The 22,906-nt window shown below is 60.6% G+C and carries 15 protein-coding genes and 3 pseudogenes; 9 read left to right on the top strand and 9 right to left on the bottom strand.

Features of this window, described 5'->3' with window-relative positions; genetic code table 11:
- Positions 1-580, top strand: a 580-nt coding sequence (locus E3D03_RS17015; protein ID WP_263567933.1) for a zinc ribbon domain-containing protein, incomplete at its 5' end; no start/stop codon positions are given.
- The gene (locus E3D03_RS17010) at positions 577-969 is read left to right on the top strand and encodes a hypothetical protein (RefSeq protein WP_263567932.1); all 393 of its coding nucleotides are present in this window, start codon (positions 577-579) and stop codon (positions 967-969) included. The genes E3D03_RS17015 and E3D03_RS17010, both read left to right, overlap by 4 nt.
- A 234-nt stretch (positions 970-1,203) precedes the next feature.
- Here the strand turns inward: E3D03_RS17010 and E3D03_RS17005 are convergent, their stop codons facing one another.
- The 5 genes from E3D03_RS17005 to E3D03_RS16985 are packed head-to-tail and all read right to left on the bottom strand — an operon-like array spanning position 1,204 to position 9,263.
- Positions 1,204-2,049, bottom strand: a complete 846-nt coding sequence (locus tag E3D03_RS17005; protein WP_263567931.1) for a hypothetical protein — start codon at positions 2,047-2,049, stop codon at positions 1,204-1,206.
- The gene (locus E3D03_RS17000; protein ID WP_263567930.1) at positions 2,049-5,405 is read right to left on the bottom strand and encodes a type ISP restriction/modification enzyme; all 3,357 of its coding nucleotides are present in this window, start codon (positions 5,403-5,405) and stop codon (positions 2,049-2,051) included. The genes E3D03_RS17005 and E3D03_RS17000 overlap by 1 nt, the downstream gene beginning before the upstream one ends.
- A 13-nt stretch (positions 5,406-5,418) precedes the next feature.
- Positions 5,419-8,550: a helicase-related protein gene (locus tag E3D03_RS16995; RefSeq protein ID WP_263567929.1), complete on the bottom strand. Its 3,132-nt coding sequence runs from the start codon at positions 8,548-8,550 to the stop codon at positions 5,419-5,421.
- 36 nt (positions 8,551-8,586) lie between these two features.
- A complete protein-coding gene (locus E3D03_RS16990; protein ID WP_263567928.1) occupies positions 8,587-9,012 on the bottom strand; it encodes a type II toxin-antitoxin system VapC family toxin in 426 nt (141 codons plus the stop codon).
- 2 nt (positions 9,013-9,014) lie between these two features.
- Positions 9,015-9,263, bottom strand: a complete 249-nt coding sequence (locus E3D03_RS16985; RefSeq protein WP_263567927.1) for a FitA-like ribbon-helix-helix domain-containing protein — start codon at positions 9,261-9,263, stop codon at positions 9,015-9,017.
- A 648-nt stretch (positions 9,264-9,911) separates the two neighbouring features.
- Between E3D03_RS16985 and E3D03_RS16980 the strand changes: the two are divergent.
- Positions 9,912-10,142: pseudogene (locus E3D03_RS16980) on the top strand (type II toxin-antitoxin system ParD family antitoxin); the annotation flags it as partial.
- A gap of 218 nt (positions 10,143-10,360) precedes the next feature.
- Here E3D03_RS16980 and E3D03_RS16975 read toward each other — a convergent pair.
- Positions 10,361-10,837 (bottom strand): annotated as a pseudogene (locus E3D03_RS16975) (IS6 family transposase); the annotation flags it as partial.
- Positions 10,838-11,024: 187 nt separating this feature from the next.
- On the opposite strand from E3D03_RS16975, the gene E3D03_RS16970 reads away from it, so the two are divergent.
- The 3 genes from E3D03_RS16970 to E3D03_RS16960 are packed head-to-tail and all read left to right on the top strand — an operon-like array spanning position 11,025 to position 14,813.
- A complete protein-coding gene (locus E3D03_RS16970; protein WP_263567926.1) occupies positions 11,025-12,098 on the top strand; it encodes a helix-turn-helix transcriptional regulator in 1,074 nt (357 codons plus the stop codon).
- Positions 12,091-12,489 carry a N,N-dimethylformamidase subunit alpha gene (gene dmfA1 / locus E3D03_RS16965; RefSeq protein WP_062563510.1) on the top strand — a complete coding sequence of 133 codons (399 nt, stop codon included), beginning with the start codon at positions 12,091-12,093 and terminating at the stop codon, positions 12,487-12,489. The genes E3D03_RS16970 and dmfA1 overlap by 8 nt, the downstream gene beginning before the upstream one ends.
- A gap of 35 nt (positions 12,490-12,524) precedes the next feature.
- Positions 12,525-14,813: a N,N-dimethylformamidase beta subunit family domain-containing protein gene (locus E3D03_RS16960; protein ID WP_062563509.1), complete on the top strand. Its 2,289-nt coding sequence runs from the start codon at positions 12,525-12,527 to the stop codon at positions 14,811-14,813.
- A gap of 270 nt (positions 14,814-15,083) precedes the next feature.
- Here the strand turns inward: E3D03_RS16960 and E3D03_RS16955 are convergent, their stop codons facing one another.
- Complete coding sequence (locus E3D03_RS16955; protein WP_062563508.1) at positions 15,084-15,518, bottom strand: hypothetical protein; 435 nt, start codon at positions 15,516-15,518, stop codon at positions 15,084-15,086.
- A gap of 150 nt (positions 15,519-15,668) precedes the next feature.
- Between E3D03_RS16955 and E3D03_RS16950 the strand changes: the two genes are divergently transcribed.
- The 3 genes and pseudogenes from E3D03_RS16950 (at position 15,669) to E3D03_RS16935 (ending at position 19,011) form a co-directional block, all read left to right on the top strand.
- Complete coding sequence (locus E3D03_RS16950; protein ID WP_062563782.1) at positions 15,669-17,186, top strand: recombinase family protein; 1,518 nt, start codon at positions 15,669-15,671, stop codon at positions 17,184-17,186.
- Positions 17,186-18,097, top strand: a pseudogene (locus tag E3D03_RS21340) (plasmid partitioning protein RepB C-terminal domain-containing protein). Before E3D03_RS16950 ends, E3D03_RS21340 begins: the two are co-directional and overlap by 1 nt.
- Complete coding sequence (locus E3D03_RS16935; RefSeq protein WP_062563507.1) at positions 18,094-19,011, top strand: plasmid partitioning protein RepB C-terminal domain-containing protein; 918 nt, start codon at positions 18,094-18,096, stop codon at positions 19,009-19,011. Before E3D03_RS21340 ends, E3D03_RS16935 begins: the two are co-directional and overlap by 4 nt.
- Positions 19,012-19,510: 499 nt before the next feature.
- Here E3D03_RS16935 and E3D03_RS16930 read toward each other — a convergent pair whose 3' ends face one another.
- Both E3D03_RS16930 and E3D03_RS16925 read right to left on the bottom strand, forming a co-directional pair.
- Positions 19,511-20,587: a DUF2793 domain-containing protein gene (locus tag E3D03_RS16930; protein ID WP_062563506.1), complete on the bottom strand. Its 1,077-nt coding sequence runs from the start codon at positions 20,585-20,587 to the stop codon at positions 19,511-19,513.
- Between the two features lie 11 nt (positions 20,588-20,598).
- On the bottom strand, positions 20,599-22,906 hold a 2,308-nt coding region (locus E3D03_RS16925), incomplete at its 5' end, for a glycoside hydrolase/phage tail family protein (protein WP_263567925.1).

The following is a 22,906-nucleotide window of genomic DNA, read 5'->3' as shown; positions in this document are numbered from 1 at the left end:
CAAGGGCGACAGCTACCCCGGCGAGCACGACGCCATCATCGACCAAGAGACGTGGCACCGCGTCCATGCGATCTTGCAGGAGAGCCCAAGGAAGCGCGCCGCCCGCACACGCGCCGACACGCCCGCGCTGCTGAAGGGGCTTCTGTTTGGCCCAGATGGCGCGGCCTTCTCGCCGACCCATACGCGCAAGGGCGACAGGCTCTACCGCTACTATGTCAGCCAGACAGTGCTCAAGCATGGCGCCGGGTCGTGCCCGGTTGGCCGCGTGCCCGCAGGCGAGATCGAGGCTGCCGTCATTGATCAACTACGCGCCGTGTTCCGCCAGCCCGAAATCGTGGCGGGGACATGGAAGGCGGCGCGCGCCCATGCCGCTGATATCAGCGAAGCCGACGCCCGCGCGGCCTTGCAGCGGCTCGACCCGCTTTGGGATGAATTGTTCCCCGCCGAGCAGGCGCGCATCACGGCGCTGCTGGTCGAGCGCGTGGACATCGGCACGGATGGCCTGAACGTCCGGCTGCGTATGGACGGACTGGCCGGGCTGGCGCGCGAAATAACCGCCGACATAGGAGCAGCCGCATGACCCGCGCCACCCCGGTCCCCGAGACCGTGACGCTCCACGTGCCGTTCCGCGTCGTGAAGCGCGGCGGGCGGAAGGAGATGCAGATGCCCAAGGGCGCCACCCAGCAGCGCAGGGCCGACAACACGCTGGTCAAGGCGCTGGGTCGCGCCTTCCGGTGGAAGCGGATGCTGGAGTCGGGCGAGTTCGCCACCATTGCCGAACTGGCCGAGCGCGAGGGGATCGCGCCCTCCTATATGACCCGCGTCCTGCGCCTCACGCTGCTTGCGCCCGACATTGTCGAGGCGATCCTGGACGGGACGCGGGGGCCGGAGGTTGCGCTGGCGCGCGTGCTGGAGCCGTTCCCGTTGGAGTGGGAGGCGCAACGGTGGCTTCTTGCTGATTTCAGGTGACCCTCAGGTTATGAGCCCCGGCTAGGCGAAAACCGGTTCTCGTTTTATTTCAGACGGTTAACAACTCAAGCCATTGAAGTCACAGAAGTATCGCCCCGCATTGAAATACGTTCAACCGCACAGACCGGCCCGCGGCGGAGAACGAAGCAGATACGCCAGTTGACCTATTGTTGACCCGCCAAGTTTTGCCCGGCGCCGATATGCCGGAAGTCCCTGGCGCGCCGCGGCCCTGACTCAACCCACCCGCTCCATGACGGCCACGCCCAGACTATTTCTCAACGGCAACAGGACCGCAGGCATCTCTCCTCCCAACGCCAGAAGAACTGAAATCTGCCTTGAATCTCCTTTGAAGTCGGCTCGCGCCTGAAGAACCGCACAATACTTCACACACTGGAACAAACCTCGCGCCACGTCATGTATCGGGGCCGACGCCGGTTTGACCTCAACCGCGACGATGCGATCTTGACGCTCGAAAAGAACGTCGATGCTGTCGCCCGATGGAATTGCCACCTCAGAAGTACCCTCGGCACTTCCGACGGGCAAGCCCACACAATGCGGGTTAGCGCGCACGAATTCTTTGAGCGCCTTGTGCTCCGGCCCCTCGCCGCCGCCAAAAGACGTAGCCGCCTCGATAATATCTTCGATTTGCGACGCGGCTGGCTTCAACCCGAGCTCGGAAAGGACGTCGTCCCAGTACGGATAGTTGGCGATCTCGGCGATATAGGTTTTCAGAATAGCCTTGCGCTCTTCAGCGGTTGCCCAGACCTTGCCCCGGTTTTTCAGGAAAGGATCGAAGCCGCTCCCTGGAACCGAAGTGCCCTTCGAAACGACCATCGCCTGAATATGCGGGATTTCCTTGCCCCATTTTGTGCCCAGTCGGTTGAGCTCATCGCCGATGCAGCCCAAAGGATAGTTGAGATTGCGCGGATTTGGCATGCCCAGCTCGGCTGCCAGATCTTCATAGCTGATTATTTGGCCGGCTTTGGCCTGCCTTATCAAGATCGGCAAGGCTAGGCGCGCCCGCTCCTGATAGAGCTTGTCGCCTTGAAACCCAGTAGCCGTATCAGCGGTTTGTCCCATCAGTCGGCCACCTTGAACGCACTAGGCCAGCCGCCGTGTTTTTCGATCACCGAGTCGATCTCGGCCATCAAACGGCGGGTTTCCGTAAGGGCCACGACAACGCGGCGGTAGTGCAGGATGTCTTCGTCGGTCAGCACCCGCCCTGGGCTAGGCTTCTGGCCGCCCTTCCCTGCGCGGTCCTTCAGCCACTTCTCGCACACCTGGTAGCCACCGACCTGGAACTCCCATGTGGCCTTCGGCACGTCCTCGAACCAGCGGGAACCGTTGATCATCACCTTGCCGTTTTCGTACTTGGGATACCCCCTCTCGACCCGTGCGTCCCCAGTCCCGGCAAAGCGGATGCCAGGCGCTTCGAGGACTGGCGCTTCGTCGGCGCGCAGGAGGTGCAGGGCGACCAGTTGTCGCCCTAGCGCCACGAGGTCGGCGAAGGTGGGGCGATCCTTGGGCGTGGGGATGCGCGGGAAGTCGGATTTCAGGAACTCAGCGTAGCGAGTGCGATAACCGGGGCTGTGAAGCACGGCATAGATGCAGTCGAACAGATCGCGGGGACCGAAGTCTTGCTGAAGATCGCCACGATCATGCTTCACCTCTGCCAACCCAACCCTCTGCGAAACTGCGCGTGAGTAAGCTGGCACGAAGCCAGAAGGCCTCTCGTCACCCCCTCTTTCAATCAACCGCAGGGGAGCAAAATAGTCTTGCCCCTTGTTTCCCAAATAGAACGTTCCATGGTTGGTTGCTATGTCGGAGACGAAGAAGTGGCTGAATGCTCCAACGACCTGCCGGTTGAACAGCAAACCAAGATTCTCTGTCCTAACAATGTTCGACATTACTTCCCGACGTGGATATGCCAAGAAACCCTTGGTCTTGCCTGTCCAATAAGTCCAACGCACATCAAATGGCTTGTACAAAATGGGCGTGCAGAGATTTTTGTCTGGTCCGGATTGGCGCAAATCGGAAATTGCACCGCTCACAGTCCAATCCCGTCCATCCTTACCAAGCGAGAAGTGCTTTCGTGCGCTCTCAACTTGCATCGGTGAGAGAGCTGTCACAGTGGACCATATCTCTTCCTTTGAGTATTGAACCGAAAGAGAATCGCACTTTGTTTGAATGCCCGATGAGTAAGTGCTGAAGATCTCTGGGATCGCCGGACAACCGAAGTACTCAACTTCCAATGCAGCCTCATGCGCAACATTGGAGATGCGAAAAAATGGGGACGACGGCGAAATTACGCCAAACCCTGGCAGGTTGGAGCTGGCTGCCAGTAGTCGTTCATACTTATCTGCTCTTGTGCCAACGAGAGAGCAATATCTGACCAGTCCTTTTGCCGAGGAGATTATGCAAATTGCTACGCCCTGCTGGATTTCAAAAACGTTTTCGTCAGAGATGTTCCCCTTCACATCACCATTGAGGTCAATGTGACTCTGACTTGGAAATTTTTCAATCAGCCAATTTCTCATCACCCGCTTGGTGATACCGTCCAAGTAATCGCGATTCACAATGAAGCCTAGGCATCCGACGCCAGAGCGTTCGAGTATGTTCGTTGAGCTGCGAAGAAATTTCCATTCCTCACGATTCAGATCAGATTTTGTTTCATTCAGGTTCTTCTTCCAGTCTTCGAGCAGCTGAAGAACATTCTTGGGATCGCTCATTGAGGGCGAGTAGGGAGGATTGCCGATGACGACGACGAAGGGTGCATTCTTTGCTTGGTTCGAGGCCTTTGCTTCATGGGCCAAAGCCTCGGACATGAAGTCGAACTCCATGTCCAGATCGCGCGCGGGTTCCAGCGCATTGGTCAGGAAGATGCGCGCCCGCTCTTCCGAACCGAAGGTATAGCCGGTTTCCGACAGCTTCATTCCCACCTTCATATGCGCGATAGTGTAGGGTGCCATCATCAGCTCGAACGCCGTCAGCCGCGGCAGCAGATGCGCGGGGACATAGGCGTTCCAGGCGGCCTTGATCTCGGCCGCCGATTTACCCTGCCCCTTCCAGTGCTCTTCCATCCGCTCGTGGATCAGGTCGATCACCTCGACCAGAAAGGTGCCGGTGCCGGTGGCCGGATCGAGAATCTGGACGAAGGGCGCTTCGGGCTTGACATGCGCAGGGATGGTGATGTGGTCATTCCGCGCCGCGACCTCGGCCCATGTGCTGGTGTCGGCCAACCCTAGGGGCAGATTGAACTCGGTGCGCAGGATTTCATCGACGCCGCGGACGATGAAGTTCACCACCGGGCGCGGGGTGTAGAAGACGCCGCGCTGCATCCGCTTCTTCGGATCGTACTCCTTCAGGAACAGCTCATAGAAGTGGATGACCGGGTCTTCCTTTGGGTTCCGGTCGCCGAAGTCGCGCAGGACCGCCTCCATGTTCGCGGCATTGAGCACGTCGACGACATCCCGGACTCCCAGCTCATCGAAGTCCAGACCCGTCCGCTTGTCGCGCCCTCCGATCTTGAGGAAGTTGCCGAAAAGCTCCTTCAGGAAGGGGTTTGTCTTCGGCACCATGTCGGCCAGGTTGTCGGCGATGATGCCCACGGGCCGCGAAATCCGCGCCGCCAGCATGCCGTAGGCAATGGTCTGGGCGAACATGTCGGCGAAACCATCATCGTCCAGGTCATGGATCAGGTTCTTGCGGAATGCCGCCTGCATCGTGGTCATGGGACCAGTGTCGTCTTCGGCCTTCAGCAGCTGATTGACCCGGGCCCGGATGTCCGACGCAAGCTCAGCCAGGCGCGTGGCCAATTCCTTGGAGGTCCTGATCGTCTCGTTCAGGCCCAGCTCGAACGCCGATGCCCAGGTTGCGCGCCATTGTGAGGTGTCGTCGGGATCATCCGGCCAGATAAGCTTATCGCGCAGGAGCTTCGCCACGTACTCGTTGTGGAGGCGCGTATCCTGCGCATTCCAGCCGAGAACCTTCATCACCGGCAAGTCCCCTGCCGTCTTACCGTCTGAGAAGTGGATGAAGGCAAGCTCGCGCGCGCCCGATTTCCCAAAGCTCGCCGCGAATATCAGGTCGCTCTTGTCCCAGGCCCTGCGCTCGGCCGTTTGCAACCCTGAGCGCTTTTTCACCACCAGCGCCTTGAGGATACGGCGCAGAACAGTGACAGGGATTGCCTTGTTCTCCATCGAAATGAAGAAGATGCCCCAGGGCTGGTTGGTCGTCAGCGGGCGCAGCTGATGGACTTCGCGAATACTGGCGGTCTCGTCCTTCTTCAGGCCAAGCTCGCTGGCCTCATACTCGAAGACGACATCATCGAAGCCGTAATCCTCGCCGATCGGCCATTCCAACTTATCGCGCAGAAGCTTCACCAACTGCTCGAAGTTCGAAACCCTGTCGAGATCGGCGGCACTCACGTTACCCATCAGACCATCACCCTCAATTCAATTCCATCCATGCCTTCAGGATCGGCTTCACGCCGACAGGGGCCTGGACCTTGCGCAAGTATGTTTTCGCGATGTGCTTCTCGACTGACTTTCGCACCACCGAAAGCTTTTCCTGATCGATCTGAACGCGCCGGGGCGTCTTGGGATCGCAGCGCACGAACTCGATGATCCGGGAGGCGTCCTCCAAGATCGCATCGCTTTCGAGATCCGCCAGATACCACTTCACGTCGCCGGCCTCAGCAGACCAGACGTCCTGACCGTCTCGCTCCGAGGCTTCGCGATCATGGGCCGGACGCGAGTAGCAGAAGAAGACGCCACGGGCACCACGCTTCGAGTGCTGTTTGCCGGAAAACACCGAGTCAGGCAGGCTGGACAGATGCGCCTCTAGTTCAGGATCGGCTGCGAGCAGGTCCTGCCATTCCAGATGCATCTTTTCATCAGGGCTCGCGGTGCCTTCATACTGCTCGGTGAAGTTTCGGAGGTCTTCATAGTCGTCGTCCTCGCGCAGCAGCTTCTTGCCCTCGATGCCGAGCGTCTTTGAGATGCGCAGCGTCTTATGTGAGACACGGTTATAGAGCCGAAGGAGATCATCGAGTTCGTCCGGCGGCAGAAAGTTCCAGTAGCCAACGGTCCCGCGCAGATCCTTCTGGTCCGGGTGATCTGAGAGTATCCTCTCCTCGATGAGCGGGTTCATGCGGCGATCAACACGGCCGATCCGCTGCATGAGCCGCACGGGGTTCCAGTGCAGATCATAGTTGATGAGCCGAGTAGCGTCCTGAAGGTTCAGACCTTCCGACAGCACATCGGTCGATATCAACACCCTGATCTCGCTCAAGCCTCGTTTCGAAAGGTCTGTGGAACTCGACTCATTGTAGTAGGGTGCAAACCGCTGGATGACCCGCGACCGATCACCCTTTGTGCCACTGTCGATCTGATCAACGCCCTCGATGCCGGCCTCCGCCAGCTGGGCCGCAACATAACGTGCCGTCTCACCAAATTCTGAGAAGATGATCACCTTCTGATCCCTCAGGATCGGATCATTCTTCAGCAGCTTCTTAAGCTCGTTCAGCTTTTTGTCCTGAGAAGGCTTGAACTTTTCAAGCTCGTTCAGGAAGTCCGCGAGCTGGTCCAAGTCCTGGATCGTGTCGTGGACGATCTTCTCGATATCGAATTCTTTGCGGTCAAGCTTTTCAACCGCGTCCCGCAGCTCCTCGGGATAGAGGTCCTCTTCCCCTTCGGCCTCATCCAGGAAGTCGAGCTGTGGTTTGTATCCGATCAGCTTTCCATTGCGTCGCTTCCAGCGCTCGACCGCATCCCGTTCGTGGTCGGTTTCCGCATTCACGTCTAACCAGGCCAGTAGCTTGTAGAGCAGGCGCCAACATGACAGGCGAAAAGCTTCTGCTGAGCTTTCAAAGCGCTTCAGGAAATTTGTTCGGATCAGCGCCACCACCTGCTTCCGGCGGCCCTTCTCCATGGCGGGGATGATCTCGGGATCATCGCCCTTATAGTAGGCATACGGGTTGTAGATACCGAGGGTGAAGAGCGGAACACGTTTGTGGAAGGCATCAGCAACCATGTCGAGCAGCTTCCCATAGGTCTGCTTGACCGAGTAGTGCGCCACCTTTGGCTTGCGCGGCTCAGGGAACAAAACTGCGCCTCCGCCTTCGCGCTGCATACTCGCCTTCACATAGCTTCGGCTCCGTTGAACGACGAGCGCATCAAATAGAGAGTCTGTCGCAAACAAGTCGCCAATTTCGGCGGCGTTGATCTCAGCAACCTCCTCATCCCCATTCGATCGCAATTGACGCTCAATCGATCGTTCCAGCTGTCGGATGTGTCCCGCGAGCGAATGGATGCCGAGCGGCGCATCGGCGAAGTGAGCTGCACGGTGTCGTGAGAACAACTCGACCATGTGCTGAAAATCCAGCAGGCTGTTGTTGATCGGCGTGGCCGTGAGCATGTAAAGTTCCTTGCCCTCAGCGAGATCATACAGGTGCCAGTAGCGGGATTTGCGCTTTGCACCCTCTTCACCACGGGTGCCGGTGTTTCGGAAGTGATGCGCCTCATCGATGATGATGACATCAGCCTGGGCTTTAACTTGCTCCAGTTCTTCCTGCATCTTCTCGCGCATCAGATCCGTGTGACTGAAGATTTTCAGCCGACTGAACCCCTTGAACACATCCGGCAGCCGGTTCCTGAGCTCCCGCTCCCAAACTGGCGACTTGGCCGACTTCGGCACGAACAGTGCGACGTTCTTGTTTTCATACTGGACAAACCGTTCGATCAGCATGAGCCCGATGAAAGTCTTGCCCAAACCAACACCGTCGCACAGGAAAGCGCCGCCGTATTTCGCAGCCCTCTTGAGCAGCGCCCCATATCCATCCCGCTGGTATTTTGCGAGGATCGGGTACAGCCTTGAGGAATTCTTCTCCCATTCGGTGGCGGTCTCCTCGTGTCCGGCGAAATAAAGCTGCATCGATCGCGCATAGACATCGAACGGTGGGTAATCGCGGGTGTGGCGCTCAACCGTCTTGAGGACTTCGACCGAAACGTCCTCGGCTTCTTCCCAGCGTTCCTCATACCATTCCTGCAGGACGGCAACCGGCGTGCCCGTGATCTGGACGTTCAGTTCGATATTCTGGGTGAGCCCTGGGACCGTGAAGTTAGAGGAGCCAACAAGTGCGGATGATCCAACCACTTCGAGCCGGGCATGTGTGATATAGGCTTTGGCATGGAACTTGTCCTTCCTATAAACCCGGCACTCGATCTTGCCCGACCGGATCGCCTCGGCAATTGCTGGAACACCTCTGAGGAAGTGGTTCTTTTCCTTTTCCTGCTCGATGCTTCTGTCTAGGCGGGAGGCAATTTCTTGAAGGCCGGCCTCGAATGCGCGCTTGGTGCGTTTTGAAACCTCATCCCCCATCAGGATGCGGATATGATCGACTTTTTGCCATTCGTCGCTGAGCGCGAGCAAGGCGCCGATCTCGAAATATCCCGTTGCAATATCGATTGACTTAGAGAGCTGGCACCAGTCGTGCAGGTATCGGAGCGCCTTCCATTCATCGGCGCTATTATCGACGATGAACAGCTCGCTGCCGGCCTTGTGGCTTTCTCTCTTCGGCATCAAATAATCCTAATCTCTGAATGAAAGCTGAGCTGATCACCACACGTCACCCCAGGGATTGATCAGGTCGACGCCGCAGCCTTCGAAGTCAGGGGTGTTGCGGGTGGCTACGGTAGCGCCGCGTGTGCGCGCGATGGCAGCGATCTGGCAATGCGCCTGCGCGATCGGCAGGCCGGCAGCACGCCGGCTGGCGGCAATGGTGGCATAGGCCTCGGCGGCGGCACAGTCGAAGGCGAGCACCCGCCCTGCCAGGTCGTCGCGCAGGATGCGATCGATTGCGTCTGCCAGGCCATCGCGGCGCTTGCCGTTGTCCATGATCGCGACACCGTAGCGCAACTCGGCCTCGGAGATCGCGGTCAGGTAGATATCGAGTCCGTCCTGGGCGGCGAGCCACCCCTCGACCCGCGGTTCCGGGGTCTGGCGTAGAAGCTCGGAGAGGACATTCGTATCGACGATGATCATGTTTACGCCTGAGCGAACGCGGGTGGCTGACGCATGGGCTCACGCGGGGGAAGGTCCAGCTCCACCCCGCCCAGGGGCGCGATCCGGGCCCGGATCGCGGCCGCGAGGTTGTGGGCGGGCCTTTCCTGGCCAACAACCTGGCGCAGGATTTCGCGGGCCTCTTCCTCCATCGACCGACCGTGCTCGGCAGCGCGAACTCGCAAGCGGCGCTTCACATCGTCCTCTAGGTTGCGAATTGTAATGCTTGCCATGAAGTTCCCCGACCATCGGGACGATGCTAGGCGGCGATTGCATTGCAATCAAGCCATAGCGCGGCACTAGTTCTCGTTCAGTGAAAGCAGAATGAGCCTCCGATAATGAGTTCGATTTCTGTTCCTTCTCGAAGCGTGTCCCTGAAATCGAAGTGTTCGGCGAGGCGCTCCAAAAAAACACCGCGTTTTCATATACCTAAAAGAAATTCACCAAAATGGCGCAGTCATCAGGTCCGGAGAATATCAACCCTGAGAGACCGCTTCCGAGCCTCCTGGCGACAGGGGAAGTGCTCAGCCGCACCCGCATAACCCTCGAAAACAACGGAAAAATCCGGCCGGAGCCGGATGGGGAGAACGCTTTCGCGAGGGCAAGTGGCGGAGGATGGGGGTCTGAAAGACAACCTTCTCCACTTATACTCGTTTGTTTTCAATAGCCTAGCGGACCAAAGATTCGGCTGATCAACGATCCTTCCGCTGATCCGCGACGATCCGCCCGTCCTCAAGCGCCACGAAGCGCGCCGCACGCACTCGCGCCGACACATCTGCGCCGCTGGCCAAGGCCAGCGGCATCCTTGATGTGTAGTGTTTCTTTGGTTATATTGAATACGCGCCGCACATGAGGAGTCTGCGAAGTCCCGCTCCACGACCATGACCGTCTGCCTCAGCGGTGCGTTCAGCGACTTCGTCGCGGCCAATGTCAGCGAGAACGGCTCCTACGAGAACATCAGCGAATACGTGCGTGACCTGATCCGGCGGGACAAGGAGCGGGCAGAGCAGGAGGCGTTCGACAGGCTGAAGGCCGAGTTGACCCGCCCCTTCGCCGGGCCCGAGACCAGCTACAAGCCGCGGACAGCGGCCGAAGTCATTGCCAGCGACCGGGCCTGCGCGTCGGCGAGAAGACCGCACCATCGGGGCCGAACAGCAGCCCCTTCATCCGTAGGGCCGCCGCCGCGTCTCGATACACCTTATCGCATCGCGGGATCCTCGTGGTCATGGAGATCGGCCAGCATCAGAATTATACGGAATCGAACCCATATGTTGCTCGCAGCACATTGAACGGTTCAAGGACGGCCATAGCGATACGCAGTGTTTACCTCCCGGTGACCTGCTTCTGGGCGGCGCCGAGTTCCCGCAGCGTAGGATCGCAGTAGATCGGTGACGATCTCCTCGGGGGGACCGCAGCGCTTCATCAGTTTCCTGAGGAAGTTCAGGGCGGCCTTGCGGTTTCGGGTCTTCGTGACCAGTCCCTCCAGCACCTCGCCCTCATGGTCGACGGCTCGCCAGAGGATGTGCTGCTCGCCGTTGATCTTCACGAACATCTCATCGAGATGCCAGCGCCATTCAGGGCCCGTCCGCAAGCGCGAGGCGCGGCGGCGCCGGATCTCGGCGGCGAACATTGGGCCGAAGCGCATTCACCACTGCCGGACTGTTTCATGGCAGATGTCGATGCCACGCTCGCGCAGCAGGTCTTCGACGTTCCGAAGCGAGAGCGGGAAGCGCACATAGAGCATGACCGCCAGGCGGATGACCTCGGGCGAGGTCTTAAAGTACCGGAAGGGCGAGGGCTGGGTTATGACAGGGTGGGTAGGGGGCTCGCCGCAGTCCGGCCAGACAGGTTTCCCTGACAGCGCCCCGGCATGCAATCGGGGAACTTTTTTCGAGCCATGGGTAGATATACTCATGACTCGAATCTGCCGCCCTCGTAACGTGTAAGCAAGATGACATGTCTGGAGTTCTAAGTAACAACAGCGCAGGTAAAGCATGCAGATTGATAATTCGCATTACGCGACATCCGCACAGCGCCGGTCTGTCTCGAATATCATGTCAATCATGTCTGAAGACCTGTCCCGAGCCAACAGGATTTTGTTGGTCGCAGAGGAACTGAACACTCTGGCGCCGCTGGCCGCGATGTCGCTATCGATCTATGACCCGCTGACCCGCAATCACAACTCAATATTTTCGCACGGATATTCCCGGGAAACCGTCGCCTACCTGGACAATTCATACATGTCCATCGATCCGGCTTATCTGTGGATCCTGCGCACCAACCAGTCGTTCTTCAGCTGGGAAACAACCAATTTCGATTACTCTCGCAGCATTTCCGCGCGCAATTTCTGGAACCCGGCTGGCTACAAGGGGGGGTCGACCAGCTATCTGAAGAGCCGATCAAACAGATATGTCGGCAATCTGCATACCAGCAGCGAAGATCCCGGCCAGCCATCTGTCGGGTTCCTGAGGATCATTGATGACATTTCGCCCGTGCTGTCTGCGCTGGTCGACAACTGGGAAACACCGAAATCGCTGATCGAAGGGCTGGAGGAACATGCCTGCTCCCTCTTCATCGACGACAAGGGAAACACTCAGCGCCCCCACAGGCATGAGGCATGTATCTTCGGCAGGATACATGAATTGTCCAACATTGCCGCCAGAAAATACGGCAACATCGACAGCCTGCATGTCATCGGCGCGCGTCTGCCCAGCACCTGCTGGTGCCTATGCGGAGAGATCGTGCATCGCGTCGATTTCAAGATCTGCCATGGCGGCTGGCTTGTAAGCCACGTCCCCGCGTCCCTACCCTTCGGATTGACCATCAGGCAGGCCGAGGTCTGCTCACTCTCTGCTATCGGCATGACGCGCACCCAGATTGCGGACATTCTGACAATATCTGCACGGACCGTCGATCGGCATATCGAAAATATACTAGAAAAAACCTTCGCCAGAAACCGGATCGAGCTTGCATATCTCGCCGCGAGCTCCGGCCTGATCAACCTAGATTACCTTGTCGCACATTTCAATTCGGCACAATGCCACAAAAAGGGAGGAGAAGATGACTGAAGCCAGCGAATCCTGCGTCCGGGATCCGTCGAACTATCGTGACAGGAGCGCCGACTGGTACGCGTTCTATGACGAGCGGCGGCGAAAGGAGATCATTGACATCATTGATGAACACCCCGAAATCGTCGAGGAGCATGCCGCGAACCCGTTCGGCTACAGGAAGCACCCCAGCCCCTATCTTCAGCGAGTGCACAACTATTTCCGCATGCAACCGACCTTCGGAAAATACTACATCTATTCCGAAAGGGAATGGGACGCCTATCGGATCGCCACGATCAGGGAGTTCGGCGAGCTGCCGGAGTTGGGTGATGAGCGATTCAAGACCGAAGAAGAGGCCATGCACGCCGTGTTCCTGCGCCGCATCGAAGATGTGCGCGCAGAGCTTGCATAGTCATTTCTCAGCACGAATTCACACAGGGGGAAGACATGAAAGACATTGCCATTCGCGGATATTGTGACCGCCCCAGCGTCGCCACTGGAGAAACGATCCGCTTTTACGTCAGCGCCAACGAAACCAGGGGGACATTCGATGCCGAGCTGGTCCGGCTGATCCATGGCGACAGCAATCCGGCGGGTCCGGGTTACAAGGAGGAAGCGATCAAATCCGATCTGGAAGGGCAGTATCCCGCCCGCTTTCAGCGCACCCAGTTCGGAAGCTATGTCGAGGTCGCGGATCCCGACGCCGGGTTGCAGCCCGATGGTGCGTTTTCCGTTCATCTGTTCCTCTGGTCCACAACGCCGAGCCGTGGCCGTCAGGGGATTGCGTCGCGATGGAACGACGAGCGCCAGTCGGGGTGGAACCTCGCGATCGAGGACGGCCGCGTCGTGTTTACGATTGGCGACGGCAGCGGTGCGACCTCCAGTGTCGTCAGTGATCGCCCGCTGTTTCAGCAGATCTGGTATTCGATCACCGGTGTTTATGATCCCGAAAAGAAACAGCTTCGGCTGTATCAGAAATCCGTCGTGAACCGGACAAACAGCCGCTTCGGGCTTGTCGTCCCGCTCGATTCGGATTGTGCCGTCTCTGCCGATGCCACTGTAAAGGCTGCCGATTCCGAAACCTCGCTGCTGATTGCCGGGCTCGGCGAGGCAGCCGCGCAGGACGGCCGGACCTGGTGCATCGCCCATTACAACGGCAAGGTCGATGCCCCCAAGATCTATGGCTGCGCGCTGGGCCAAGACGATGCGGAAAAGCTGTCCAGGGGCGAGATCGTGAGGCCTATTTCCCGCCTTGCCCATTGGGATTTTTCTGCTGGGATCGGGCTGAACGGGATTCCCACCGATCACGTCGTCGATGCCTCGGGGAATGGGCATCACGGCCGCTGCATGAATCAGCCCGATCGCGGCTCGACCGGGTGGAACTGGGACGGGCATGAGGAGAACTTCATCCACTGCCCCGAGCAGTATGGCGCGCTCTGGTTTCACGAGGACTGCCTGGACGACTGCCGCTGGGAAAAGGATTTCGAGTTCACCGTTCCAGAGGGCCTGAAAAGCGATTTCTACGCGGTGAAGATCCGTTACGAGGACACCGAGGATTACATTCCGTTCTTCGTTCTTCCGCCGCGCGGAACCGCCACGGCGCCGATCCTCGTCATTGCCAGCACGCTGAGCTATCTCGCCTATGCCAATGAGCAGATCATGCACAAGGCGGATATCGGACAGGCCGTCGCCGGCCATACGCCGGTTCTGAACGAAAACGACGTCGAGTTGCACAAGAACCTGAGCTATTACGGGCTGTCAACCTATGATGGTCATATCGACGGTCGCGGCGTGCAATACACCTCATGGCGGCGCCCGATCATGAACCTTCGCCCGAAACATCGTCAGGGTTTCGGCTCGATCTGGGAGCTTCCCGCCGATCTACACTTGATCGACTGGCTGAACCATAACGGTTTCGAGTACGACGTCGCCACGGAACATGATCTGAACGATCAGGGCGCGGAATTGCTGCGCCGCTATAAGGTTGTGCTGACCGGCTCGCATCCCGAATATCAGACTTGGGCCAATGCCGATGCGTGGGAGGATTATCTGGCCGACGGCGGGCGCGGCATGTATCTGGCCGCGAACGGGATGTACTGGATTGTGGAAGTTCATCCGGAAAAGCCCTGGGTCATGGAGGTCCGCAAGGAACTGGGCGTGACCGCTTGGGAAGCGCCGCCCGGCGAATATCACTACAGCACCAATGGACGGCGCGGCGGTCGTTTCCGTGGACGCGCCCGCGCGACCCAGAAGATCTGGGGCACCGGAATGAGCAGTTTCGGTTTCGATCATTCGGGTTATTTCGTTCAGATGCCCGACAGCCAGGACGAGCGCGTCGCCTGGATCATGGAGGGGATCGATCCTGAAGAGCGGATCGGCGATGGCGGCCTCGTCGGAGGTGGTGCCGGTGGATATGAGTTGGATCGCTACGATCTTGCTCTGGGCACGCCGCCGAATACCTTACTGCTTGCAAGCTCGGTCGAGCATAGCGTCGTCTATACGGTCATCCCCGATGACAAGGCATTTCCGCATCCGGGGATGAATGGTGGCGAACATCCTTTCGTCCGCGCCGACATCACCTACTTCTCGACCGCAAATGGTGGCGGCATGTTCGCGACATCGTCCATTTCCTGGCTGGGCAGCCTGTCCTGGAATGATTACGATAACAATGTCTCGAAGATGACCAAGAACGTGCTGAATCAGTTCATCAAGGATGAGCCGGCGCCGCGGGTCTGACCAGAGCCGAGCGGCGGATATTGTCACGATATCCGCCGTGCGCTCGGGCCGTCGTTCCCCCGGTTCGCCATGCACAAAGCGAAGTTGTTTTTCAGCAGGCCTGAAAGCTTGAGCGCTGAACAACATGGCAGGGGGAAAAACGGCGGTTTTCGCTGTGCGCGATGGCCGCTGGTGCTGTTTGGGTCAAACCCGCGGAGGGGCTGATCAGGCACACAACTCTCTGTCTCGTGCCATATCAGATAGCACGGGAGCGCCGCGAAATCCTGCGCATTATCGGCGGACGGTAAAATCAGCCTCGTCAGGCGATCCTTCGGTGTCGTCGGGTTCATCGTTGACTGTCAGCCGACGGACCGTCGCCAGTAGCTCCTCGATCGCCTGTTCCGCTGCCGCGAGTTTCACGGCCATCATCAGTTCCTCCCGCCCCGCCATTGCGAGGAACATCCCCAGCACCTCGTCGGAGTGTCGCGCCGGAGCGACCAAATGCTCTCCGCTCGGGCCGTATCTGCCAGCGAACCAGTTCTTCACCGTCTTCTCATTGGCGCCGGTCCAGGAGGCGACGATCTTTGCCCCCGCCCGACTGTCTCCGAGTGATCGCTTCAAGGTCGATGCGATCTCAGCCGCGAACCAGTTGTCCGGCTCGTGCTGACCGTTCCCAGTATGCCTTTTTTCGTTTGGAAAGAACTTGCCCTTTTTCGGAAACGACATTCCGGCCTCCCTCGCGTTACATGGACACGGGGATTCAGCCGCAGCTTTGCGCGGACTGGAGGAATTTGCTTGGAATGACGAGGAGATGCGCGCTTGGGCGGTCGATGGACGACCAATTCGGACAGGAGCGACGGGGCGCCCGAGGTGGATGTGCCCGCGGTCGCTTATGTCCGAATGTCGACGGATCACCAGAAATACTCGACCGAGAACCAGCTCGACGTCATCCGCAAATATGCATCGGATCGCGGTCTTGAAATCCTGCGCATCTTCGAGGATTCCGGTCGGAGCGGGCTACGCCTCGACGGCCGCGAGGCACTACAGAGCTTGATGGGAGAGGTCGAATCCGGGCAAGCCGACTTCAAGGCGATCCTCGTCTATGACGTCAGCCGCTGGGGCCGGTTTCAGGATGCCGACGAAGGCGCCTACCATGAGCATGTCTGCTCGCGCGCCGGGATCCGCGTCCACTACTGCGGCGAGCAGTTCGAGAATGACGGCAGCATCGGCTCGAACCTGCTGAAAACCGTGAAGCGGGTCATGGCTGGCGAATACAGCCGCGAACTCTCGGTCAAGGTTTTCGCGGGCCAGTGCCGCCTCGTCGAACTCGGTTTTCGCCAGGGCGGCGCGCCCGGATACGGATTGCGCCGGGTGCTGATCGACGAGCACGGCAATCCCAAGGGTGAACTGTCGCGCGGCGAGCAGAAAAGCCTTCAGACCGACAGGGTCATTCTCGTCCTCGGTCCCGAGCACGAACAGGATGTCGTCCGGCGCATGTATCGCATGTTCGTCGAGGACGGCCGATCCGAGCGCGAGATAGTGGATGCCCTGAACGCCGATGGACTGCGCACCGATCTCGACCGGCCATGGACGCGGGCGACGGTCCATCAGGTGCTGACCAACGAGAAATACATCGGCAACAACGTCTTCAACAAGATCTCCTTCAAGCTGAAACAGCGCCGGGTGGTGAACCCGCGCGAGATGTGGATCCGCGCCGAGGGCGCTTATCCGGCCATCGTCGATGAGGCTCTGTTCCTGCGCGCTCGGGAAATCGTCGATGCGCGCAGCCGCCATTTCTCGGACGAGGAGCTGCTGGATGCCCTGCGCGCGATTCTGAAGCGCCAAGGGATGCTTTCGGGGCTGATCATTGACGAGGAGGACGACGTGCCGTCCTCCAGCGCCTATCGCGGCCGCTTCGGCAGCCTGCTGCGCGCGTACCGACTGATCGGCTATGAGCCCGACCGGGACTACAGCTACATCGAGGTCAACCGGGCGCTGCGGCAGGCCCATCCACAAGTGGTGGCCGAAATCATCGCTGGCGTCGCCCGGCGCGGCGGGTCAGCCGTGCAGGACCCCGACACCGACCTGGTGCGCGTCAACGGCGAGTTCACGGTGTCCATCGTGCTGGCTCGCTGCACAGCCACAGCGACCGGATCACTGCGCTGGCGCATCCGTCTCGACACCGGCCTGGTTCCCGACATCACGATCGCCGTGCGCATGGACGAGGCGAACGCGGCGCCGCGCGACTACTACGTGCTGCCCAGCATCGACATCACCTTCGGGAAACTGAAATTCGCCGAGCAGAACGGGCTCGCGCTCGATGCGTACCGGTTCGACACGCTCGATTTCTTCTACGCGCTCGCCTCGCGGGCCAGGATCGCGGAGGTGGCGTGATGCCCGACGACATGGAGCCGATCAGCCAGAAGCAGGTGACCCTGATCCCAACCGAACGGATCCGGGTTCTTAATCCCCGCATCCGCAACGGTCGCACCTTCGAGGCGATGGTGGAGAACATCGCGCGCATCGGCCTGAAGCGCCCGATCACCGTGGCGCCGCGCGCCGGGACCGATCCGCAGGAATATGACCTCGTCTGTGGACAGGGCCGCCTCGAGGCCTTCATCGAACTGAAGCAGGACCGCATCCCGGCCATTGTGATCGAGGCCGACGAAAGCGATTGCCTTGTGATGAGCCTCGTCGAGAACTGCGCGCGGCGGCAGCACAACCCCATCGATCTGATGCGCGAGATCGGCGCGCTCCGCCAGCGCGGCTACAACGACCGCCAGATCGGCGAGAAGATTGGCGTGTCCACGGAATACGTAAACATGATCGCCGGCCTGTTGGAGAAGGGCTAAGAACGCCTGGTCTCGGCCGTGGAGACCGGGGTTCTTCCGCTGAACCTCGCTATCCAGATATCCAAGACGGACGCGAAGGGCGCGCAGAAGGCGCTGATGGACGCCTACACGCAGAACAAGCTGCGGGGCCGGAAGCTGACACTCGTCCGTCGGCTGATCCAGCAGCGTGAACAGCGCGGGCCGCAGCTACGCCACAATCCCTTTGGCCGCCGCGATGGGGCGAAGCGGGCGCTGACCAGCGAAGGGCTGGTGCGGGCCTATCAGCAGGAAGCGACCCGTCAGAAGCTGCTGATCAAGAAGGCCGAACTGACGCAGGGCCGACTGATGTTCGTGCGCGAGGCGTTTCGGAAACTCCGCACGGACGAGCATTTCATGACGCTTCTGCGAGCCGAAGGACTCGAGACGATGCCGGGCGACCTCGCCAAGGCTGTCACGGATGGGAGGCCGACTTGATCCGCGATTCGAGCCAGCACCCGCATGACGTTGATCGCGGCTTCGAGGACGACTGCGTCACCATTGCCATCGAGGCGATCCTCCCTCTGCGCACGCTGGGCAAATCCGCCAAATCAAGTCGGAAGTATCGACAGATCCTTGCTTCCATTGTCGAGATAGGTCTCGTCGAGCCACCGGTCGTGGCGCGAAACCCGGATCGATCCGCCACATGGCTGCTGCTCGACGGGCATATGCGGATCGAGGTATTGAAGGACCAAGGCGTTCAGGAGGTGGAATGTCTGGTTTCCACCGACGATGAGGCGTTCACCTACAACAGGCAAGTCAGCCGCCTCGCCCCGGTCCAGGAACACAAGATGATCCGCAAGGCAATCGAGCGCGGCGTCCCGGAAGAGAAGATCGCGGCCGCGCTCGCTCTCAATCTCAGTAGCATTCGGCGAAAAGTTCATCTTCTGGACGGGGTCTGCGAGGAGGCGGTGGCGATCCTGAAGGATAAACCCTGCACGGCTGCCGTCTTCGAGGCGCTGCGCAAGATGAAGACCATGCGCCAGATTGAGACCGCAGAACTGCTCGTGAACGCGAACAACTATTCCGTAGCCTATGTAAATGCGATCCTGGCGGGAACACCGCAATCGCAATTGCTCGAGTCGTCGAAGCCGAAGAAGGTCAAGGGCATCACACCAGAAGCCATGGCGCGGATGGAACAGGAACTGGCCCGGCTGCAGGAGGGCATCGCTTCGATCCAGGACACATACGGTCAGGATCACCTGCATTTGACCGTGATCAAAGGATATGTCGGCAGGCTCCTCGGGAACGCTCGTGTGGTGCGGTATCTCGCGCAGAACCATCCAGAATTCTTCGGCGAGTTTAAGACAATTACTGAGATCACACCGGTGGAAACCAATAGCCCCGATTGACGGGCTGGCAGCAGATGATGGGGACCCGGACCCGATAAGCGCGGGGACCGCAGGAGACGCCGGACGGTGGGCCGGATCAAGTGCGGCGGTGGGGATGGCGGCGAACCCGCTCGGAGCCCACCACGGTCGGCGGACATATCGCCGACCACGCAGGTATCCCATAGGTGGCTATCTGCGATGTTTGACGGGCGCGCCGCCACTAGCCGGATACTGGGTGCCGGTTGAAGGAGCGGCGCGCCCGCGCGCTGTATGTGGAGTCAGCGCAAACGAGTTGCGGCTGTCAGCAATCGCAACACACGGTGGTCTGGAATGACCACGAGGCCCAGTTCTTTGATTCGACTGCAACAACGCCCTTTGCTCGGTTTTCTCGCTGATCCCCTCGGCATGTGTGTCCACATAATGGAACTGGACGGAGACATACCGACATTCGGACGATCCCGTGCTCTGGCATGCGGACGAAGTCATCCTTGGGTCATTGAAGTGTAATAGCATGCCTCCCTCAGCCGATCTTTGCGCCCCAGAACGAGGAGTGATCGGCGGCGAAATACCCATCCGCCGCGCGGAAGGTGCCCTGCAGCTCGACGGTGTCGCCCTGTGCGAGCAGCACCATGGTCTGCAGCCAGAGCGCCGTCGCCTCGGAGGCATGGGCCCCGGAAATCTCGCCCCGCGATCCCCGGATTTCGGTCGATCCGTTCAGCACCAGTCGCCCGCGCATCCGGGCATTGGTGCTGGAATTGACCTTGTAGAGCAGCGTGGCGCCGAAGAGGTAGGTGCCATCGACCGGGGCGACGAAGCGGTTGTTGCCGGCATCGAAGGCATCCTGATCGTTATAGTCGGTGTTATTGATGCCGATCTTCGTCCAACTGTCGACGGCGACATAGTTGTCGTAGTTGGTATAGCCCTTGAAGCGCGGCAGCCGGGGCTGATCGACGATGCCGGTGGCGTTGTCGACGATCAGCCCGTCGAAGAAGCTGCTGCCATCAGCCGAAACCGCGAGGCGGAACTTGTCTGAACCGAAGAGGCCGACCAGCGCCTTGGTCACGAAGCCGGTCTGCAGCGTCAGCCCGAGATCGTCGCCCGCAGCCTCCTTGTTCATCGTGTAGAAGAGATCGCCGGTCCCACCCTCGGCCACGGTCTTCGCCGTCCAGAGCGCCGCATTCAGCTTGGCCGAGAATGGGTTCGACACATCCGCCGTCGTCCCCAGCCCAAGGAGCGCGAGGTTCTGCAGCGATGCCGGGGTTGTCCCGGCCCAGCCAGACCCGTTGTAGACCAGCAACAGGTCCTCGTCCTCGACCCACACCCGCCAGCCGGTCCGGGGCGGCAGGCGCAGCCAGGCGCCGTCCGTCCAGAGCGCCACGCTCAGATCCCAGCCCGCCCAGTCGCCGGTGGCGCCGGAGCCGACGATGTAGCGGTCGCCATCGGCGGGGCTGCCTGGCGGGCTGTTCAGGTTCCGGTCGAGAACGGAGAGCTGGACGAGCCCGTCGAGCAGCCGCAGGGCCTCATTGTGGGTGACATGCTTCTGGGCCTGCGCCGTCAGGATGTAGGGCAGCAGGAGATGGGTCGTCGTGTCGGACATGGGGAAAGCCTTCAGAAGCTGAGGGTCACGGTTTTCGCTGCGCCCCGCCCGATCAGGGCGGAGAGCTGGAAGATGCGGATTGCCAGCGTCTGGCCGGGTCCGAGCGGTGCGCCCCAGTCGGCGGACTGCTGGGTGGCGGCGTAGACTACGCTGGTGCTGGCGGCGGCCAAGGTTCGCTTGACGGCCGGGCCGTCGAGGATCTCGACCTCATAGGCTTCGACCTCCTCGGAGAGCGGCACCTCGCCGGTGCCCCAGTTGTCCGCCGAGAGGGATCGCGAACGGCGGGTCCAGCGGATCGTGAGATCACCCGGTGTGCGTGGCTTTCGCCATGGCTGCTCGACATGGGCGACCGAGAACGGCCGGCGCCCCACGCCCTCGGGCGTGAAGCTCGTGGCAACATAGGTCTCGTCGCTGACCGGACGGCTTGCCGGGCCGATGCGCCAGTTCCAGGGAAGCCCGAGATCGGCCTCGGCGACCGGCAGCGAGGCAAGGCTCTCGTCCAGCACGACCACCCGCGCACCAGCGGGCGCCGGATTGCCCATCGCACCCTCGGTTCCGCGCTGCCCGCGCAAGAGCCGGGTCAGACGATACCGACCGGGCGCCAGCAACTCGGCCGCACCCGCCTGCACGATTTCCCAGATGCCTGGTGCGCTCTCGATGGCGAGTGCATTGGCGCCGCTGAACAGCGCCAGATCCGTGACGCTCTCCAGCGTGCCCGAAAGCAGATCGACCACCAGCACGTTGCCGAGATCGAAGCGTGAGGTCGGCCCCGACCAGAAATCCGAAACCAGGACGCCGATCCGCGCCCGACCGCCGAAGGTGGTCAGCAGCTCGAAGCCATCGGACGAGCCGCTGCGGAACACCGCCATCTCGCCGGGCCATGGAACGGCATGGGCTGCGACGAAGGGACGATGCGCCGGCTGATCCTCGGTCAGTTGCGGCAGGTCCATCACTATCGCGTCGGGCGCTCCGAACACGACCGGGCGCGTCAGCGAGGCCGCACGCGGATCGCCGGGCGGCAGATCATAGGTCGCGCGGTCCTGGCGGATCGCTTCCACTCCGCGTGCCTCGGCATCCGCGACGGAGACGAGACGGAACTCGATCTCCCGCCCGTCATGGGCGAGCCGGATCACGTCGGCGGGATCGAGCGCCAGCCGCGAGGGCGGAAGGCGGAAGATTGCGCTCTCGCGCCCAGTCCAGGCTTCGAGCAGAGCGCGGCGGCAGCGGCGTTCCGCCTCTTCCGGCGGAACGGCCATCGGGAAACTCTCCGATGTGATCCGCGCCGTATCGACGGTGATGCGTCGCGCCTCGACCAGCGCGGCGTCGTAGTCCTCGTCGGCCCGGGCTAGTTGCCATTTCAGCGCCTGCGGCAGCTCGGTTTCCTGGCCCCGCGTCAGTTCCAGCACCTCACCCTCGCGGCTGGAGGCCAGATCGTCGACCGATAGGGTCAGGCTGGATGCCCGGCCGCGCATGACGAAGCGGATCACGCCCTCGGTCTCGATGGCATCGAAGCCGAAGTGGCGGGCCAAAGTAGAAATCGACGCGCGCGGGCTTTCCAGCGCGCCGATGACATAGCCCTCGACCGCGCCCCAGAGGCCGGAAACGTCGATCAGGCTTTCCGCAAGACCGGCGCGCATGCAGAGGTGGCGCACGAGCGCGGCGAGCGACACCGCGCCCAGCCGACCTGTCAGCCAGTGACCGAGCCGCCAGTTGGGGCCGTCCGTCCAGATGCCCGTCAGTTCGGGGAAGAAGGGATAGGGCCGCGCATCCCAGGTCCAGGCGGCGCATTCCGGCACATGCACCATCCGGTCGCCGTAGATGGCCGAAACCGGATTGTTCGCTGAGGTGCCCCACCAGAGGTAACTGGCCTCGAGGTAGGCACGCTGGATGGCGTCGTCGCGCCAGCCGCGCGAGAAGTAAGGCGTGAAGCTCTCGGAGGACTTCGGGTCGAAGAACACGTTCGGCTGGTTCGTGCCTCGGTCGATGGCGGGGCATCCAAGCTCGGTGAACCAGACGGGCTTTGACTGCGGCACCCATGCCGTCGGCGTGCCGCTCTCGATCCCGCCCGGTCGGTTGAAATGCGGGTTCGACCACCAGGCGCGGAGATCCTTGTAGCGGAAGACCCAGGACTTGCCTGCAGCGCCGTCGGTGATGGGCGTGCGCAGTTGCGCCGACCTGTCGGCCGCACTGGCATAGAACCAGTCGAAGCCCTCGCCCCCGGCAATGTTGGCCTGCAGGTAGGCCCGGTCATGGATGCCGGGCCAGCCCTCGAGGGCGTCGGCATGGTCGAACCCGTCGCGCCAGTCGGAGAGCGGCATG

Origin of the sequence: Paracoccus sp. DMF, from assembly GCF_004407025.1 — a bacterium.
In the GTDB taxonomy this organism is placed as follows: Bacteria; Pseudomonadota; Alphaproteobacteria; order Rhodobacterales; family Rhodobacteraceae; genus Paracoccus; species Paracoccus aminovorans_B.
This window is presented reverse-complemented; position numbering and strand designations above follow the sequence as displayed.

Excerpts from the sequence above, each read along its gene's own strand:
- E3D03_RS16995 (WP_263567929.1), bottom strand. The coding sequence starts at position 8,550 with ATGCCGAAGAGAGAAAGCCACAAGGCCGGCAGCGAGCTGTTCATCGTC.
- E3D03_RS17010 (WP_263567932.1), top strand. The coding sequence starts at position 577 with ATGACCCGCGCCACCCCGGTCCCCGAGACCGTGACGCTCCACGTGCCG.
- E3D03_RS16930 (WP_062563506.1), bottom strand. The coding sequence starts at position 20,587 with ATGTCCGACACGACGACCCATCTCCTGCTGCCCTACATCCTGACGGCG.
- E3D03_RS16970 (WP_263567926.1), top strand. The coding sequence starts at position 11,025 with ATGCAGATTGATAATTCGCATTACGCGACATCCGCACAGCGCCGGTCT.
- E3D03_RS16955 (WP_062563508.1), bottom strand. The coding sequence starts at position 15,518 with ATGTCGTTTCCGAAAAAGGGCAAGTTCTTTCCAAACGAAAAAAGGCAT.
- E3D03_RS17000 (WP_263567930.1), bottom strand. The coding sequence starts at position 5,405 with ATGGGTAACGTGAGTGCCGCCGATCTCGACAGGGTTTCGAACTTCGAG.
- E3D03_RS17005 (WP_263567931.1), bottom strand. The coding sequence starts at position 2,049 with ATGGGACAAACCGCTGATACGGCTACTGGGTTTCAAGGCGACAAGCTC.
- E3D03_RS16990 (WP_263567928.1), bottom strand. The coding sequence starts at position 9,012 with ATGATCATCGTCGATACGAATGTCCTCTCCGAGCTTCTACGCCAGACC.
- E3D03_RS16985 (WP_263567927.1), bottom strand. The coding sequence starts at position 9,263 with ATGGCAAGCATTACAATTCGCAACCTAGAGGACGATGTGAAGCGCCGC.
- E3D03_RS16960 (WP_062563509.1), top strand. The coding sequence starts at position 12,525 with ATGAAAGACATTGCCATTCGCGGATATTGTGACCGCCCCAGCGTCGCC.
- dmfA1 (WP_062563510.1), top strand. The coding sequence starts at position 12,091 with ATGACTGAAGCCAGCGAATCCTGCGTCCGGGATCCGTCGAACTATCGT.